The organism is Pseudomonas sp. BW7P1, assembly GCF_024981055.1.
Taxonomy (GTDB): Bacteria; Pseudomonadota; Gammaproteobacteria; order Pseudomonadales; family Pseudomonadaceae; genus Aquipseudomonas; species Aquipseudomonas bananamidigenes.
In genome coordinates, this window is the sequence record NZ_CP103374.1 from 925,510 (window position 1) to 941,510 (window position 16,001).

Below are 16,001 nucleotides of genomic sequence, written 5' to 3' on the forward strand. Positions count from 1 at the left end.
GTCTGCTTTTCGCGTAGGTCATTTCCGAATCTGTACTTCGGCTCTCTACTCGGCCATGGCTCTCGGCGAGAATCCCCGCCCGCCTTCCTGTAGAGAATCGCTTATGTTCGATCCAGCCGACGAGCCGTCGTTTCGCCTCGATGTCGCGGGTCTGCCCGCCCCGCTCGAAGTCCTGGCCTTTACCGGGTGCGAGGCCATCAGCGAGCCGTATGCGTTTGAAGTCGATCTGTTGATCGAGGATCCTCATCTTGACCTGGCCGGGCTGCTGCATCGCTCGGCGTACTTGTCTTTCGGGCCGCCGGGCAATGGTGTGCACGGCCAGTTGCAGGGGCTTGTCCAGCACGAACACGGTCACGGGCCCAGGTTGTGTCGCACACGGCTGGAGCCTCGATTGAGCTGTCTGGGACTGCGCCACAGCCAGCGAATCTTCAGTGGTCGATCCGTTCCGCAAATTCTGGATCAGGTCCTCAGGGAGCATGGCATCACAGGTCTGCGACGACGGTTCGAATTGCAGGCCGAGTATCCGCTCCGGATGTTCTGCACCCAATACGGCGAGTCGGATCTGCAACTGGTACAGCGCTTGTGTCGGCAGGCCCGGATTCACTATCACTTCGAACATGGGCATGACGGCCATTGCGTGGTGTTCGGGGATGATCCGGCGAGGTTGTCCCGAATCGGAACTGTACGATTCGATATCGAGGGGCAGGTGCCGGCAGTGCGGCGCTGGCTGATCAGGGAGCGAGCTGGAGAAGGCGGCGAACGTGTCCGGCGGATTCGCACCGCACAGGGGCATTCGGATGTGCCGAGTCTGCGCTGCGGACAATGGCTGAGCCTGGCTCCGGCACCGTTTGCAGAGGGTGCGACGGACTGGCTGCTGACCCGGATCGAGCATCGTGCCGACCGGATGCTCGAACCTTCCTATGTCAATCGCCTCTGCGCCGCCGAACACTTGCGGGTCAATGTGCCGCTCGTCGAGCATCCGGCACCGCGCATGAGCAGTCTGCAACGGGCCTGGGTCGTGGCGGTCGATGAACCACGACCTGACCGTTCGCGGCCCGTCGCGGTGCAATTCGACTGGCTTTATCAGGGCGAGGGCGCACGGCCCAGCCACTGTTGGCTGCCTTTGGCTCCCGCGCTGGCGGACAACGTGCTGGCGTCAATGCGTGAAGGTGTCGAGGTGGTGGTGAGTTTTCTGGAAGGCGATCCGGAGCAGCCGGTGATCAGTGGTGTTCTGCAACCGCCTGTACCTTTCGAATGCCCCGAGCGTGACGAACCGCCGCCACTGCCCGATGTCCTGGAGAGTGACGGACTGGCGCAATGGCTGCTTCGCGGTGAGCCGTTGCTCCTGCTATGCCTGATGCCCGGAGGTGGCAGCTATCGACACTGTCGGGCGTCGGTGTGCAGTTGTCGGCTGGTTGCCGGGGTCGGCCCGGGCGACGGGCGATGAGCGGCAGGGGGCCGGGGCAGAGTGCGCAATGGCTGTTGCTGGATGTCGCACAGGCGGCGCAGGCCGTGAACGTATTGCAGCAGGCGTTTGCGGGTGTGCCGAGCATGAGATTGTTTGACGGCACGGAGTTTCAGCCCGCAGCCGATCTCGGCCCGTTGCTGATCGACCTGCGCGACCGGCCGGTCCTGTCGGCGCTGTGTCATTCCGATCCGCAGACCTGGTGCGGGCTGTTGCTGGGCAGCAGGGCTCCTGCCGAGGCCATGCGTGGCCATTTGCAGCGGATGCTGACGGTCACGGTCGGTCTGAATCACCGTGCGCTGCTCAATTATTACAACGCCCAGACCGCCAGTTACTTTTTCGACGCCTGTGATGCCCGACAGTTGAGTCAATGGCTGGGTCCGATCGACTGGCTGCGCTGGTTCGGCGGTACGTGGGTCGATCGGGCGAACGGCAGCCAGGGCTGGCAGCAACTGAGCAATCCGGGGCTGGCCGTCGAACCGTTGCCGATTGAACAAAACCTGACCCGACGGCAGCGAGAACACCTGCATCGCTGCCTGCTGGACCAGCATCTGTGGCGCTGGAGCCGGGCGACAGGTGCTGGTTATCGCTCGTTGTCCAACTGGTTCGAGCAGGGGCTGTCATTGGGTTTCAGCGAGCGCAGCATACTGGACGACTGGTTATGGCTACGCTTGCAGCATCCACGGGCGGTGCTGGTGCAACCGCCGCCGGGATTGACGCCGCGTGAGCGGCTCGAGCATGTGCGCCGCCGCTGGCAGAACGATCAAGGGTGAGCGCTGCCCCCGTGAGCGGCTCCGGCGAACCAACCGTCGTTGTGCCGCAAACGCCACGCCAGCGTTCCGAGCGTCAGACTGCGCAACACCATGAACAGCAGGAAGGATATCCACAGACCATGGTTGCCCAATCCACTCAGTGCCCAGGCGACGGGCAGCAACAGCGTCACCGTCAACAACATGCCGTTGCGCATTTCCCTGGCGCGGGTGGCGCCGATGAACAGGCCGTCGAGCAGGTAGCTCCAGACCGCAATCAACGGCAACACGGCGAGGTAGGGCAAATAGATGAAGGCGGTCTCGCGTACGCTCGCTATGTCGGTCTGCATTTCGATGAACAGGTGGCCGGCGAACAGAAACAGTCCGGCAAAGCCCAGGCTCGCCAGCAACGACCAGCCGCCGGCCACCACCAGTGAACGGCGCAGGGCGAGGCGGTCGCGGGCGCCGATGGCATGGCCGCACAAGGCTTCGACCGCGTGGGCCAGTCCGTCCAGTGCATGGGCGGTCAACAGCAGGCCGTTGAGCAGCAGCGCATTGGCCGCCACCGTCGCGTCGCCCAGTCGCGCGCCTTGTACGGTGATCAGGAAAAACACCGATTGCAGCGCCAGGCTGCGAATGAAGATATCGCGATTGACCCCCAACAGCGGACGCCAGCTTTGCCACGCCCTTAATGCCGCCCAGACGATATGCCCGGGATAAGCGCGCAAGGCCTTGCGGGTGAGCGCCAGACCGAGCAGGGCGCCGCACCATTCGGCGACCACCGAAGCCCTGGCCGAACCGACCACACCCCAGTCCAGACCGATCACGAACCACAGGTTCAGTACGATATTGATCAGGTTGGTGGTCAGCAGAATCGCCAGCGGCGCCCGAGCGTTCTGGGTGCCGAGGAACCAGCCGACCAGCGCATAGCTGGCCAGTGCCGCCGGCAGCCCGAACAGACGGGTGTGGAAGAAGTCGCGGGTCAGTTCATTGAGTTCCGGCGACGGCTGCATGAAGTGCAAGGCGACCCCGCTCAATGGCACGCCCACGGCACCCAGCAGCAATGCCAGCCCCATCGCCAGCAACAGGCCCTGCAACAGGATTTGTCGTAAAGCCGCACCATCGCTGCGCCCGGCGGCTTGCGCGGCGAACCCGGTGGTGCCCATGCGCAGGAAGCCCATGGCCCAGGCCAGCACGGTGTACAGACTGGCGCCGACTGCAACGGCACCCAATTGATGGGCGTGGGGCAAGTGACCGATGACGGTGCTGTCGACCAGCGCCACCAGCGGCACGGAAATGTTGGAAAGGATCATGGGGGCGGCGAGGGCCCAGACCCGGCGATGGGTCGGGCGGTCGCGCCAGTCGGTGATCAGATTGCGCATGCGGGCTCCTTGGGGAGCGGCATTGTAACGGGTGAGGTCAGTGAATGATCCAGCTCAACAGCCAAAGGCCCAGCAGCAACCAGATGATCCCGGCAATGATCGAGGCGTTCATGAAGGCGCGGATCGCCGACCACAGCAGCATCAGGCCGATGATCAACGCGATGATGCTGATGATCGACGTGTCCATGCCCAGCGCCTTCGCCAACCCGTCGACGAAGTTGCCGCCGGCATGGCTCAACACGTTGAACAGACCGCTCAGGCCGTCGACGATAAAACGGATGATCGAGCCGAGCGCCTGGCCCAGCCATTCGAAAAAGCTTTCTACCTGCATGTTTGCATCCTGATGAAAGAGCTGAGCCTTGGGCCGCAGCGGGTGCGGCCGAGTTCCCTGCAAGCATAGAGGGTTTTAACCGGTGGCTGGCCCTTGCCTTCGATCCGCATCCCCCCGAAGCTATACGCCTTCAGGAGAACCCGATGAACCTTGTTGAACTGACCGAACGCCTGCACGCCATTCGCGACCGCAATGACTGGCGGCAATTTCACAGCCCGAAAAACCTGGCCATGGCCGCCAGTGTGGAAATGGCCGAACTGGTCGAGATCTTCCAGTGGCTGAGCGAAGACCAGTCCCGCGAATTGTCCGCCGATAAACTGGCCCATGCCGGGCAGGAAGTCGGTGACATCGTTCTGTATCTGTTGCTGCTGTGCAGCGAGCTGGGGCTGGACATGAATGAAGTGGTGCGCAGCAAGCTCGCCGACAGCGAACGGCGGTTCAGCTGATGAGCGACCGTCATTTCGATCAGTTGGCGACGCGCTTCGCCGAGAAGATCTACGGCGGCGCCAAAGGCGCGATCCGCCTCGCGGTGCTGCAGGCCGATCTCGCCGAAGTCCTGCCGGATCGTCCGTTGCGGGTGCTGGATATCGGCGGCGGCCTGGGCCACATGTCGCTGTGGCTGGCCGAGCGCGGGCACGACGTGACCTTCACCGAACCGGCTGAGCCGATGCTTGAAGGCGCACGCCAGCGTTTCGCCGAGGCCGGACAGACCGCGACGTTCATTCAAGCACCGTGGCAGGCCCTGCTCGGCCAGCTCACCGAACCCTATGACGTGGTGATCTGCCATGCGGTGCTCGAATGGCTGGCCGAACCGCACTCGATCCTGCCGGTGCTGCATCAACTGACCAAACCTGGCGGCTGGCTGTCGCTGGCGTTCTACAACCGTGATGCGCTGGTTTACCGGAACCTGCTCAAAGGTCATTTCAAGAAAATGCGCAGGAACGACATGGCCGGCGAAAAGCAGAGCCTGACGCCTCAGCAGCCGCTGGATCCCCGCGAACTGGCCACGCAACTCGAAGGGTTGTGGCAGGTCGAAATCCAGAGCGGGGTGCGGGTTTTCCATGATTACATGCCGGTGGAATTCCAGGCCCGCGCCGAGTTGATCGATTTGCTCGAGATGGAGCTCGCCCACCGTCGTCACCCAAGCTTCGCCGGGCTTGGGCGCTACCTGCACTGGATCTGCCGGCCGATCTGATCGGAGCATGAAATGAAAGGTCATTCCGGGGTATTGCTGATCTGTCTGGGTCTGGCCGCGTGCCAGGGCAGCAACCCTTATGTCGCGCAGTCACGGCCCCTGCCGCCGGCGCCAGCGCAAGCCGCGACCACCTTCGACCGCAGCGCCTATCCCGCGCCGCCACGGGATTACGGGCGCTACCGCAGCTGGGCGTGGCTCAACGGGCGCCTGCCCCCGGGCAGTGCCTGGGCGGATTCGGCACAGGTGGCCGAAGCCGTCAGCAGTGCGCTGGACCAGCGTGGCTTGCGGCCGTTGCATGACAACCGTCCGGCCGACTTGTTCGTCAGCGCCAACCTGAGTCTGGAAACCCGCTTGCGCCAGGTCCAGGACGATTACGGCTACTACGGCGGATACGGCGGCTATGACCGCTACGGCCGGGGCTACGGGATGTACAACTCGGTGCCCATTGTTCGCACTTATCAGGAACAGGTCGTGGTGGTGCGGATCGATCTGTTCGATGCCGGCACCGGTCAGCCGGTCTGGAGTGCCAGCGCCGAAACCGGCACGCAAGGCAATCAGAGTGACCGGGCCGATGCGATCCGCGAGGCTGTGGAAAAGGCCATGTCGGCGTATCCTCCCGGTTAGCTTCCCGTGAACCGGAAGCTCCCCCAGGTTCATGTTTTCCACCGGAGAAAAACCATGTTCCGCCGTTTTGCTTTACTGGCCATGGCCGCGCTGCTCAGCGCCTGCGCCGCCAACCAGGTCAATCATGACTACGACGCCAGCCGCGACTTTGCCGCCTACCGCAGCTGGAGCTGGAAAGAACCCGCCCTGCAATACCGTCCGGACGACCCACGGATCAAGAGCGACCTGACCGAACAGCGAATTCGTCAGTCCGTCGCCGATCAACTGGACCAGCGCGGCCTGCGTCCGGCCGCAGCGGGCAGCAAAGGTGATTTGAACGTACAGGCCTATCTGATCGTCGAGGATCGTCAGCAACAGGTCACCACCAACTATGGCGGCGGTTGGGGCGGCCCATGGAATGGCTACTGGGGCGGGCCGATGTACAACGAAACCCGCAACATCACGTACAAGGTCGCGACCATCCAGATCGATCTTCTCGACGGCAAGGACGGCAAACTGGTGTGGCGTGGCAGCGACGAGCAGATGCTCAGTCGTACGCCGAACCCGGCGGATCGCAGCAGCGCCATCCATGAAACGGTGACGCGTATCCTGTCGAACTACCCTCCGCGCTAGGTGAGCGCCACATAACGGGAGCCCAGGGGCTCCCGTTTTTTTTCGAAGGGACGGCTGGCGCGTTGCCAGCAGTGTCGTCATGCCGCGTCTACACTGAAATCCACCCACGGAGCTTGCGCCCGGCCGTGCGCCGGCAAAGGAGTGCGCCATGTCGCGTCGTTCGCAGTGTCGCGGCCCTGCCCGGCAGCGGGGGGCTATCGGCTTGATGGCGGCCGCCACCCTCAGCCTGGCGTTGGTGTTGATGTTGCTGATGGTGGACACCGGCCGTTTGTACATGGAGCAGCGCAAACTTCAGCGGCTGGTGGACAATGCGGCGCTGGAAGCGGTCAGCCGTGGCGGCAATTGCCTGCCGGGCCTTACTGCCGCCGCTTACGCCGGGCAAAGTGCGGCGCGCAATGGTTTTGTCGCCGATGCCAACAATGTGCTGGTGGTCGACTGCGGCACACTGGTGACAGCTTCCAGCGGTTTGCGCACATTCAGCGTGGACGCCACTCAGGCGGTGGCGGTCAAGGTCGCCGCCAATCACAGCGTGACCACCAGTTTCGCCGGCGGCGTACAGTCACTGTTCAGTGGTACGCCGTTCAATCTCAACACCGTGCTTTATGCCTCGGCAGTGGCCGCCAAACCCCAGCCGACCGTGGCCCAGCTGAATATCCGCAGCAATCTGGCCAATATCAGCACCGCCCAGTCGAACATCCTCAATCCGCTGTTTTCCGGCCTGCTCGGCGGTAACGTCAACCTGACGGCCCTGGGCTGGAACGGCCTGCTGAACACGGACATCAATCTGCTCAGCTATCTGAATCAACTGGCGATCAACCTCAACGTCGCCGCCGGCAATTACACCCAGCTGCTCAATACCCAGACCACCGTGACGCAACTGATCCAGGCCGCGATTACGGTGGTTCAGCTCAACGGCGCCACCGCCGACGTGATCACCGCGCTGGGACAATTGCAGGTGGCGGCGATCAATGCCGCGCCGCTCAAGCTGGGCGATATTCTGCAGTTGCAGACCGGCACCACAGCGGCCGGGCTCGACGCCAATCTGCAATTGCTGCAACTGATCCAGGGCGTGATCCAACTGGCCAACAGCAACAGCGCCGTGGCCGCCACCTTGCCGATCAGCGTGCTGGGGCTGGCGAATGTCACGGTGCGGGTCAAGGTCGTCGAGCCGCCGCAATTTTCCGCCATCGGCGATCCGGCGTTGGCCAAGGCCGACCCGCAGGGGCCGAACCGGATTTATGTGCGCACTGCGCAGATCCGCACGATGCTTTCGGTGAATCTGCCGGTCCTGTCCGGAGTGACCGGACTGACCAACGCGGTGTTGGGATTGGTCGGCACACTGACCCCGACACTCAATGCGCTGCTCAGCCTGAATCTGGTCGCCACCCTGAACTCGGTGGGTTGCCTGCTGGGTGCCGGCTGTCAGCAACTGGACCCGCAACTGCTGCCCTCGCCGGAAATCGACATCAGCCTCGATGCCGGCGGGGCCGTCAGTTATGTCACCGATTACAGTTGCCCCGCCGGTAATACCGGAACCAAGAGCCTGACGGCCCACACCCTTACCTCCGTAGCCGACCTCAAACTGGGCAAGATCGATCCGACCAACGCCTTTTCTTCCTCGGCCGAACCCACGGTCACGCCGTTGCCGCTGGTGGACCTGGGCATCGTGACGTGCCACAAGATCCTTGGCATCGGCACCTGCGACCCGAGCACCCACGTGCAATACGGTGCCGGCGGCATTGCAATCATGGTCAACTCCAGTGTGGCGCAGAACACTCAGGATCTGCTGTTTTCCAGCGGCACGCCGTTCGCCACTCCGCCCAACCTTAAGCTGCCGCCGAGCGTGATTGCCGTCGCGCCCACCAGCAATATCGTCAACAGCCTGGCGAGCACCCTCGCCGGGATCAATCTGATCGTCTACAGGCCGCAGGGCAGCAATCCGCTCGGGGCCATCGTGACCGGCGTCGCCAGCCTGATCAGCGATGTCACGACGATCCTGCAACCGCTGATCACCAATCTCGTCAGTCCGCTGCTCGACCCGTTGCTCAACAACTTGCTCAATGGGTTGGGGATCAATCTGATGGACGTGGACGTGGGCGCCAATATGACCTGCGGTCAGACCGGCAAGGCCTATCTCGTCATCTAGTCGTCGTGGGCGATCGGCAGTTCGATGCAGAACCGCGCACCGTCCGCCGAGTTGCTTACGCTCAGATGGCCGCCCATGTTTTCGATGATGCCGTAACTCACCGACAACCCCAGACCGGTCCCCACGCCCACCGGTTTGGTGGTGAAGAACGGCTCGAAAATCCGCTCCAGCAGACGCGGGTCGATACCCCCGCCGTTGTCCTCGACCCACAGACGCACCTTCTGCTCGTCACGCTCGGCGTAGATCGAAATCCATGGCTTGAACGCCGTATCGGACTCGCGTTTGCCCAGCAGCGCATCCCGGGCGTTGACCATCAGGTTGATCAACACCTGCTCCAGTTGATCGACGTATCCGCGTACCTGAACCTCAAATGCGGTTTCGCTGATGCGCAGGTCCACACCCTTGCCGCGCATGCCTTCGGCCAGCAGCGACAGCGTGCCTTCGATGGCGCTGGCGGGGTTGAACAGTTGCTGCTCGATCTCCGAGCGGCGGCCGAACACCCGCATGTGGTCCACGACTTTCGCGGCACGCTGGACCTGGGCGTCGATGCGGTTGAGTTTGTCGGTCAGGTAGTCGATCTGTGCATCGCCGTTGCTCAGGCGTTTCTGCACATTGACGATGGCCATGCGCATCACGTTCAGCGGCTGGTTGATCTCGTGGGCGAGGCCTGTGGCCATTTCGCCGAGGGTGGCCATTTTCGCGCTTTGGGTCAGCTGTTGCTGGGAGCGGCGCACTTCGGTGTTGTCGCGGCCCACGGCCTGCACTTCGATCAGTTTCCCGTGCTCATCGAACACGCCGCGATCCGACCACACCCACCACGCATGCTCGCGCCCCGGCAATTGCAGATTGATTTCGGCGGTGCTGACCGGGGATTCCGGGGTCAACTGTGCCAGGCGTTCGACGAATGCTGTGCGCTGCGCATCGGACATCCAGCTGCCCAGATCGACGCCGGCCAGCGCTTCGGGAGCGCATTCCAGATACTTCGCCAGCGGGCGGTTGCCGAAGGTCAGGATCAGGTCCGGACGATAGCGGCAGATCATCGCCGGGGAGTCTTCCACCAGGATCCGGTAGCGTTCTTCGCTTTGCCTGACCTGCTCGGCGGCCAGCGTCGCCTCGGTGACGTCCAGCCAGAGTCCGACGGCTTCCACCGGCAGGCCAAGGTCGTTGCGCAGCAGGCGGGCTTCATCGAGCAACCAGTGATAATCGCCGCGATGGTCGCGCAGGCGATAACGGGCACGCACCGAGCCTTCGCGCAACAGCTGCCGGGTCCGTTCGAAATACAGGGGCCGGTCATCGGGATGAATCCGCTCCACCAGCGCAGCGGCATCGCAGTCTTCCAGGCTCCAGCCCAGCAGCGGTTGCAGGCTGGCGCTGAAAAACGCCGGCAGCAACGCGCCCTCGACGTAGTGCTGGACATAGATCACCGCCGGCGAGCTGGCGATCAGATTGTCCAGCCGCGCATGAGCCGCCGCGGCCCGTTGCTGCTGATTCTTGATGTCGCTGATGTCCAGCATGAAGCCCGCCAGCCGACGGTGATCGCCGGTGCCGCTGACCTGTCCCTGAAGGCGATACCACGCTGGCGTCTGACTGGCGTCATGAGGGTGCAGGCGCACGCACAGGTCGAGGATTTCTCCATGCAGCTGGAGCGACTGCAATCGGCTGCGCACTTCTTCGCGGTCGGCGGGGTGGATCAGGTTCAGCCAGTTTTCCAGGGGCAGCGTCGAACTGTCCTGTTGCAGAATGGTGGTCAGTGTCGGCGCCAGTTGGATATGTTCGCCACCGCTGCCGATTTCCCACCAGCCGGTGCCCAGCAGTGTCTGCAACGATTCCAGGCGTTCCAGTTGCAGTTGATGCTGTTGCTCGCGCAAGCGCCCGAGCAGCGGCCCCGCCAATGCCCCGGCCAGCATCAGCCAGTCGCGGTCGGTCAGGTACGGGGCGGTCTTGTCGACGGCGTAAAAGCCGCAGAGCAGCCACGCCATGACGCCTCGATCGTCGCTGTAGGGCACGGCGAACCCCTCGGCGTTGCCGAACAGGCCCTGGACCCGTGAATGTTCATACTGGCCGTAATGCGCACCCAAGCGTTGCGGGGCGGTGCCATTGAGACTGTCCAGCGGCGTGCCCAGGCGCTGGCCGTCATGCCACAGCGCCGGTGCATCGTGGGCGTGGAATTCGCAGTGAATCTGCCACCCCTGTTCCTGTTCATTGAGCAGTGCGAGTGCCACACACGGGATCTGCCAGCGCTGGGCAATCATCTGCAGTTGATCGCTGACGACCGTGGGCAGTCGCCCCAGGCTGCAGCTGCGCAACTGCTTGCTGATCTGCTCGGCAATGGCGTGGCACGCCTCGCGTTGATGGGCCTGCCGGCGTTCGGACAAGAGATCGGTAATGTCGATCAGTTGCAGCAGCCAACCGTTGCCCAACGGCTGTACCCAGCCGCGCAGGTGCAGGACCTGCTCGCCCAGACCGGTGAAGTCCAGGTCCAGCAGTTGCCCTTGCCAGTCCGGGGGCCGGCCTTCGATGGTCAGAGTGCTGTGGGGCAACAGATGGTCGCGCAGTGGCAGCGGTGTATCCCGGGGCACCTGCTGCGCCAGCAGGTGGCGCAACGGTCCGGCGATTTGCAACACAGAACCTTCGCCATCGAGGTACAGATGCAGGCCCGTCGCCGGTGAGCCGAGCACATCCGGCACGTCGCCGGCGAGCGGACCGCGCTTGAGCAGGCGACCGAACAGATTGTCCCCGGGCGTCAAAATTTCAGGCTCGAGCTGGCGGTCAAATGGGTGGGCAGGCTCGGAACAGCGCCGATGCCCGGCAACACCAGAAACGGAATGACCTGATTGAGCTTGCTGACGGGGTAGTTGACGCTGACGGTGAGCGTGCCTTGCGCGGCGTCATAGGTCGCCGACGTGTCCACGCCAACCACCACGTTCAGGGAGGCTGGCAAGCCTGAAAACTGCTGCGTCAGGGCGGCATTGGCGGTGTTGACGACAACCGTCGAATAGTTGGGCGTCGTGGGGTCGACCGCGACGCTTCGACGTACCGCCTCGGCCGTGGCCTGATTGAACGTCTGCATCAGCACGAGCGGCAGGGCGTAGCTGACCAGGCCGTAAAACACCGCGAAAAAGATCACGAACACCAGGGCGAACTCGATCGCCACCGCGCCTTTTTGCGCCTTCCGAGAGCCGGTTTTCATCCGTGCGTCTACCCTGACAGTCACTGCGTAGTACCAGCATAGAATCATTCAGCCAAAACGGACGGTTTTTACCGGATGCAAAGTCTTGTTCTTCTGATCTGGCTGACCCTGTGCGCGGTCCAGGATGCCCGGCAACGCAGGATTGCCAACATCATGACGTTGGGTGTTGGTGCCCTGGCACTGGTTTATCTGCTGTATTTCGGAACGACCTGGACGGGGGCCGCAGCGGTGCAGGGGGGCTGGGCTTGTCTGTTGGCGCTGGCGTTCACCCTGCCGGGGTATTTCATGGGGCGCATGGGGGCCGGCGATGTGAAATTAATGACAGCCCTCGGTCTGGCGACGGACGGTCTGTCGCTGCTCGGTGTTTTTGTCGGTGCCGGCGCAGCGAGCCTGGTCTGGATCCTGCTGGCGCCAAGACTCTGGCTGCATATGAGTCAAGGACTTAGGCATCGTCTTCGATATATGACGCCATCGATGACAAAAAAGCTGCCATTTGCGCCGTTCGTGCTGGTCGGTTTTTTGCTGGCACTCCCCTGGATCCATTAGTCGCCAAACGCCACTAGTCTTATGTACATAGTCGGAAAGTGCGTCTACTTTCAATGTACTGGTTATACAGCCAACGGCTGACAGTACAGGAATGGTCAGTTTTGGCCCGGGCATGGAGTGGCACGTGAACAAGCTTACGTCTGCGGTAAAGGTCCTCGTTGTCGATGATCAGCCATTGATCGTCGAGGAGCTCTGCGAGTTTCTCGAGAGCAGCGGGTTTCGCTGTGTACCCTGCGGGTCCGGCAGGGAGGCGGTCGAGCGTTTTGCCGAAGATCCGGCGATCGGTCTGGTGCTGTGCGATCTGCACATGCCGGACCTCGACGGCATTCAACTGGTGCAGGAGCTGCAACGCCAGGCCGGCAAGCAGCGGGTGTTCGAGGCGATCATGCTGACCGGTCGCGCCGACAAGCAGGACGTGATCAAGGCGTTACGCGCCGGAATTTCCGATTACTACCAGAAGCCGGTCAATCTCGACGAGTTGCTCGAAGGCTTGCAGCGCCAGGAAACGGTCCTGCAGGAGCGGCAGAAAACCCTGCAACTGGGGCACTTGAACCAGAAATTGCAGGACCTGTCGTCGTCCATCGATGATCTGTATCAGGATCTGGACAGGGTGCGCCGCGGGCCGGCAATCGTCAGCGAACAGGCATCGGGTGACGCGGATGCACTGGAGATCCCGGCCATCTTCAATCAGTTGTCCCCACGGCAACTGGATGTGGCGCGACTGGTGGGCAAGGGGCAGACCAACTATCAGATTGCCTGCGAACTGGGCATCACCGAAAACACCGTGAAACTTTACGTCTCGCAGGTGCTGCGCCTGACCCATATGCACAACCGCACCCAACTGGCGCTGGCCCTTTCGCCGAGCGCAGCGGCTTTGCGGCAGCGGGTCACGGAGCATTGACCGGGCTTTGCAGCCGTCAGAGTCAGATCACCGACGGCTGCCTTACCCCTCAATTCTTGGTGTCGATCTTGCCTCCGGCATCCTGGTCATAGAAGTCGGGGATGTCGTATTTGTATTTCTTCAGCCAGCGTTGCATGGCCAGTTCCCGCTCGGTGGCCGTGGCGGCCTGCGGATCCGGGGAGGCGGCCTTGTTACGGCTTTGCAGCAGCAGCCAGCCCTCGGTTTCCTGCTGCTGGGCCGAGGCAGGGCCGGCGTCGATGGCCTGTACGCCGAGCGGCAGGCTCAGCAGGCTCAGGCAGCACAGTGTCTTGAAGATGTGCATGGCAGCTCCTTGAGGGTCATTTGAGGGTTGCCGGTTGCGGATCGGCCACCGCCGCGACCTGATTGCTTGCGGCAGATTTGGCCGGAACCGGAGCCTTGAGTCTTTCTGCGCGCTCCTGAGCCTCGGTGAACTGTTCCGGGCTCAGGTGCGCACGACTGACGATTTCGGCGGCTTGCTGCCAGTTGTTCTGGTAGATCAGCAGGGTGACCAGATTCAGCGTCGCCAGTTGATTGTTCTGCTTGAGTTCGATGGCTGTCAGGAACTCGAAGCGCGCGTCTTCGAGTCGCAACTGATTGAGGTACACCACGCCCAGATCGTTGTGGATGTTTTCATTGGTCGGCGCCAGCCGAACGGCCCGTTGCAGGTGAGCCTGCGCCTGACCGTTATCGCCCCGGGCGGCATACAGCTGACCCAGACCGTGTTCGGCGTCGGCACTCAGGCAGGTGCCGAGCAGACCGCGATACAGCGGTTCGGCTTCGCTGCGCCCCAGCAGGCGATAGACCTTGGCCTTGCGCAGACGCACTTCCACCAGGGTGTCGGGCAGACCCTGCAGGTTGGCCAGACTGGCGTGCAGCTTGCCGTCGTTGGCCAGTTCGTCCACCAGATTCAGCGACAGCTCCTGCTCCGAACTCAGCTTGCTGCAACCGGCGGGCGCCAGCATGGCTGTCCACGGCGCCTGGCCATCGGTTGCGCAACCGCCCAGCAGCAACAGGCTCGCCACCACCATCAGTGCTTTCATCAAACGCTCTCCATGTCAGGACGCGAACGCCCGGGTGATTGCGGTAAATCCGGGGCCCGCCAGCACGATCAGCAAGGCCGGAAACAGGAACAGCATCATGACCATCGACATCTTCGCCGACATCTTCGAGATGTACTCCTGCAAACGCGTCAGACGTCGGTCATCCAGCAGTTGCTTGAGCGCCAGCAGCGATTTCATCGCGCCGCCGCCCTGTTGAATCAGTTGCTGGAGGATCACGCAGGTGTCGGTGAACTCATCCACCGCCAGCATCGTCGCAGCGTTGTTCAGTTCCTGACCCAGTTCCAGCCCCGAGTCGACGCGGGCCAGAATCAGGCGCAATTCGCTGGTCAGTTCCGGCAACAGTTTCTGCCCTTCGATGCTCAACACACGCAACGCCTGTTCGACCGCCATGCCGGATTCGAACAGGATGCGCAGCAGAGGAAGGAACGTCGAAACCTCCACGGCGATGTTTTTCTGCCGCCGGGCGGCGGCATAGGCCAGCAGGCGCTTGGGCAGCAGATAACCGGTGCCGGTGGCGAACATCGGCACCAGCCAGCCCTTGGGCGTCTGGGGAAAGAACACTTCCTGCAAGAACAACCCGATGCCCAATGCCAGCAGCGGCGTACCGATCTGGCACGCGGCAAACAGCGAGCGCTCGCTGGCGCGGCGCCAGCCGAGGCGGTTGAGCAGGGTCTGGGTTTCGCTGTCCATGCTCACCGAGCGCTGGCCGAAACGGCTGTTGCCCAGCGCTCGCATCCAGTTGCGCAGACGGCTTTCGCGCACCAGATGACCTTGCAGGCGCTGGTTGACCTGACGCACCCGACGGCGTTCAGTCAATAGATGGTTGCCGACCAGCATCAGCGCCCCGAGCAGCATGAGACTGGCCAGGATCACCATCTCAGACACTCCTCAACATGCGCCACAGCGCCAGGCTGCCGATCACCTGCAACACCACCGCGACGATCAGCATGGTCTGGCCACCGGGGTCTTTCCACATGCCGAGCATGTAACCGGGATTGGTCAGCATGAAATAGCTGACCAGGATCACCGGCAGCGATCCGAGCACCCACGCCGTCAGGCGGGTTTCGCCGGTCAGGGCGCGCAGCTGGCGGGCGCCCTGATCGCGCTCGCGGATCAGTTTGATCAGGTTTTCCAGCAGCTCGCTGGCATTGCCGCCGTAGCGGTGATTGACCTTCAGGCCCAGGGCGAACATGCGCAGTTCGTCCTGTTCGTAGAGCTCGGCGAAGTCGTTCACGGCATCCGGCAGGTTCACCCCCAGTTGCACGTTGCGCTGTACCCGGCCCATTGCGGTTTTCAACGGATCCTCGCTGGACTCGATGCCGCCGAGCACGGCGTCGCTCAGGGTGCGCCCGGATTTGAGGCTGCGCACCGTGTGATCGAGCAACTGCGGCAGTTGCTCGATCATGCGACGGAGCCGCCGTCGATACAGCCAGGCGATGTACAGCCGCAGCGCCAGAGGCGGCGCCAGCGTCAGGATCAACAGACCGACCCAGTCGGCGGCCAGGTAACCGAGCATCATCGCGATGACCCACAGCGCCAGCCATAACCCCAGACGCTCGCCGGGACGGCCCAGACCTGCGCGCAGGAACATGCGCTCGAGCCCGATCCTGGAGGTTTTTCCCGGCGCAGTCTGTGGTTGTCCGGCGGCCAGGCGGCTGAGCACCCGTTCGTTGGCGGTCTTGCGCACGCCCTGCAGGAACAGGCGGATCGACAGCCCCAGCAGCATCAGGCAAATGGCGATGAGAATCACCGGCCCCGTCATGACGAAAGCTCCATGC

17 protein-coding genes are annotated in these 16,001 nt (G+C 62.9%); 9 read left to right on the forward strand and 8 right to left on the reverse strand.

The annotated features are described in order from the left end of the window. Nucleotides 1-103 precede the first annotated feature (103 nt). Together NWV16_RS04095 and NWV16_RS04100 are read left to right on the forward strand one after the other, a co-directional pair. Nucleotides 104-1,447 carry a type VI secretion system Vgr family protein gene (locus NWV16_RS04095; RefSeq protein ID WP_260522064.1) on the forward strand — a complete coding sequence of 448 codons (1,344 nt, stop codon included), beginning with the start codon at nucleotides 104-106 and terminating at the stop codon, nucleotides 1,445-1,447. Next, a complete protein-coding gene (locus NWV16_RS04100; protein ID WP_260522065.1) occupies nucleotides 1,444-2,238 on the forward strand; it encodes a DUF4123 domain-containing protein in 795 nt (264 codons plus the stop codon). Before NWV16_RS04095 ends, NWV16_RS04100 begins: the two co-directional genes overlap by 4 nt. On the opposite strand, the gene NWV16_RS04105 is transcribed toward NWV16_RS04100, so the two are convergent. Together NWV16_RS04105 and NWV16_RS04110 are read right to left on the reverse strand one after the other, a co-directional pair. Continuing rightward, nucleotides 2,229-3,596: an MATE family efflux transporter gene (locus tag NWV16_RS04105; protein ID WP_260522066.1), complete on the reverse strand. Its 1,368-nt coding sequence runs from the start codon at nucleotides 3,594-3,596 to the stop codon at nucleotides 2,229-2,231. The genes NWV16_RS04100 and NWV16_RS04105 overlap by 10 nt on opposite strands. A gap of 37 nt (nucleotides 3,597-3,633) precedes the next feature. After that, nucleotides 3,634-3,927: a hypothetical protein gene (locus NWV16_RS04110; RefSeq protein ID WP_065260247.1), complete on the reverse strand. Its 294-nt coding sequence runs from the start codon at nucleotides 3,925-3,927 to the stop codon at nucleotides 3,634-3,636. Nucleotides 3,928-4,070: 143 nt separating this feature from the next. Between NWV16_RS04110 and NWV16_RS04115 the strand changes: the two genes are divergently transcribed. From NWV16_RS04115 to NWV16_RS04135, 5 genes are all read left to right on the forward strand, one after another. Continuing rightward, nucleotides 4,071-4,373, forward strand: coding sequence for a MazG-like family protein (locus NWV16_RS04115; RefSeq protein ID WP_260522067.1), 303 nt, complete (start codon nucleotides 4,071-4,073; stop codon nucleotides 4,371-4,373). Continuing rightward, nucleotides 4,373-5,122: a methyltransferase gene (locus tag NWV16_RS04120; RefSeq protein ID WP_260522068.1), complete on the forward strand. Its 750-nt coding sequence runs from the start codon at nucleotides 4,373-4,375 to the stop codon at nucleotides 5,120-5,122. The genes NWV16_RS04115 and NWV16_RS04120 overlap by 1 nt, the downstream gene beginning before the upstream one ends. Before the next feature lie 12 nt (nucleotides 5,123-5,134). After that, a complete protein-coding gene (locus NWV16_RS04125) occupies nucleotides 5,135-5,746 on the forward strand; it encodes a DUF4136 domain-containing protein (protein ID WP_260522069.1) in 612 nt (203 codons plus the stop codon). Between the two features lie 54 nt (nucleotides 5,747-5,800). After that, on the forward strand, nucleotides 5,801-6,358 hold the full coding sequence (locus NWV16_RS04130) for a DUF4136 domain-containing protein (RefSeq protein ID WP_065260243.1): 558 nt from the start codon (nucleotides 5,801-5,803) through the stop codon (nucleotides 6,356-6,358). 148 nt (nucleotides 6,359-6,506) lie between these two features. Further along, complete coding sequence (locus tag NWV16_RS04135; protein WP_260522070.1) at nucleotides 6,507-8,504, forward strand: pilus assembly protein TadG-related protein; 1,998 nt, start codon at nucleotides 6,507-6,509, stop codon at nucleotides 8,502-8,504. Here the strand turns inward: NWV16_RS04135 and NWV16_RS04140 are convergent. Together NWV16_RS04140 and NWV16_RS04145 are read right to left on the reverse strand one after the other, a co-directional pair. Next, the gene (locus tag NWV16_RS04140) at nucleotides 8,501-11,251 is read right to left on the reverse strand and encodes an ATP-binding protein (protein WP_260522071.1); all 2,751 of its coding nucleotides are present in this window, start codon (nucleotides 11,249-11,251) and stop codon (nucleotides 8,501-8,503) included. The genes NWV16_RS04135 and NWV16_RS04140 overlap by 4 nt on opposite strands. Then, a complete protein-coding gene (locus NWV16_RS04145) occupies nucleotides 11,248-11,694 on the reverse strand; it encodes a TadE/TadG family type IV pilus assembly protein (protein WP_260522072.1) in 447 nt (148 codons plus the stop codon). The genes NWV16_RS04140 and NWV16_RS04145 overlap by 4 nt, the downstream gene beginning before the upstream one ends. Nucleotides 11,695-11,769: 75 nt before the next feature. On the opposite strand from NWV16_RS04145, the gene NWV16_RS04150 reads away from it, so the two are divergent. Together NWV16_RS04150 and NWV16_RS04155 are read left to right on the forward strand one after the other, a co-directional pair. Next, nucleotides 11,770-12,240, forward strand: a complete 471-nt coding sequence (locus tag NWV16_RS04150) for a prepilin peptidase (RefSeq protein ID WP_260522073.1) — start codon at nucleotides 11,770-11,772, stop codon at nucleotides 12,238-12,240. 124 nt (nucleotides 12,241-12,364) lie between these two features. Next, a complete protein-coding gene (locus NWV16_RS04155) occupies nucleotides 12,365-13,141 on the forward strand; it encodes a response regulator transcription factor (protein WP_312846921.1) in 777 nt (258 codons plus the stop codon). Nucleotides 13,142-13,190: 49 nt separating this feature from the next. Here the strand turns inward: NWV16_RS04155 and NWV16_RS04160 are convergent, their stop codons facing one another. Genes NWV16_RS04160 through NWV16_RS04175 form a run of 4 tightly spaced genes read right to left on the reverse strand, consistent with a single transcriptional unit; the run spans nucleotide 13,191 to nucleotide 15,985 of the window. Further along, entirely contained in the window at nucleotides 13,191-13,463 is a 273-nt protein-coding gene (locus tag NWV16_RS04160; RefSeq protein WP_260522075.1) for a DUF3613 domain-containing protein, read from the reverse strand. A 16-nt stretch (nucleotides 13,464-13,479) separates the two neighbouring features. After that, entirely contained in the window at nucleotides 13,480-14,202 is a 723-nt protein-coding gene (locus NWV16_RS04165; protein WP_260522076.1) for a tetratricopeptide repeat protein, read from the reverse strand. A gap of 15 nt (nucleotides 14,203-14,217) precedes the next feature. After that, nucleotides 14,218-15,099 (reverse strand): type II secretion system F family protein, encoded by an 882-nt coding sequence (locus NWV16_RS04170; protein ID WP_260522077.1) that lies wholly within the window; start codon nucleotides 15,097-15,099, stop codon nucleotides 14,218-14,220. Nucleotide 15,100: 1 nt separating this feature from the next. Further along, nucleotides 15,101-15,985 carry a type II secretion system F family protein gene (locus tag NWV16_RS04175; protein ID WP_260522078.1) on the reverse strand — a complete coding sequence of 295 codons (885 nt, stop codon included), beginning with the start codon at nucleotides 15,983-15,985 and terminating at the stop codon, nucleotides 15,101-15,103. Between the last annotated feature and the right edge of the window lie 16 nt (nucleotides 15,986-16,001).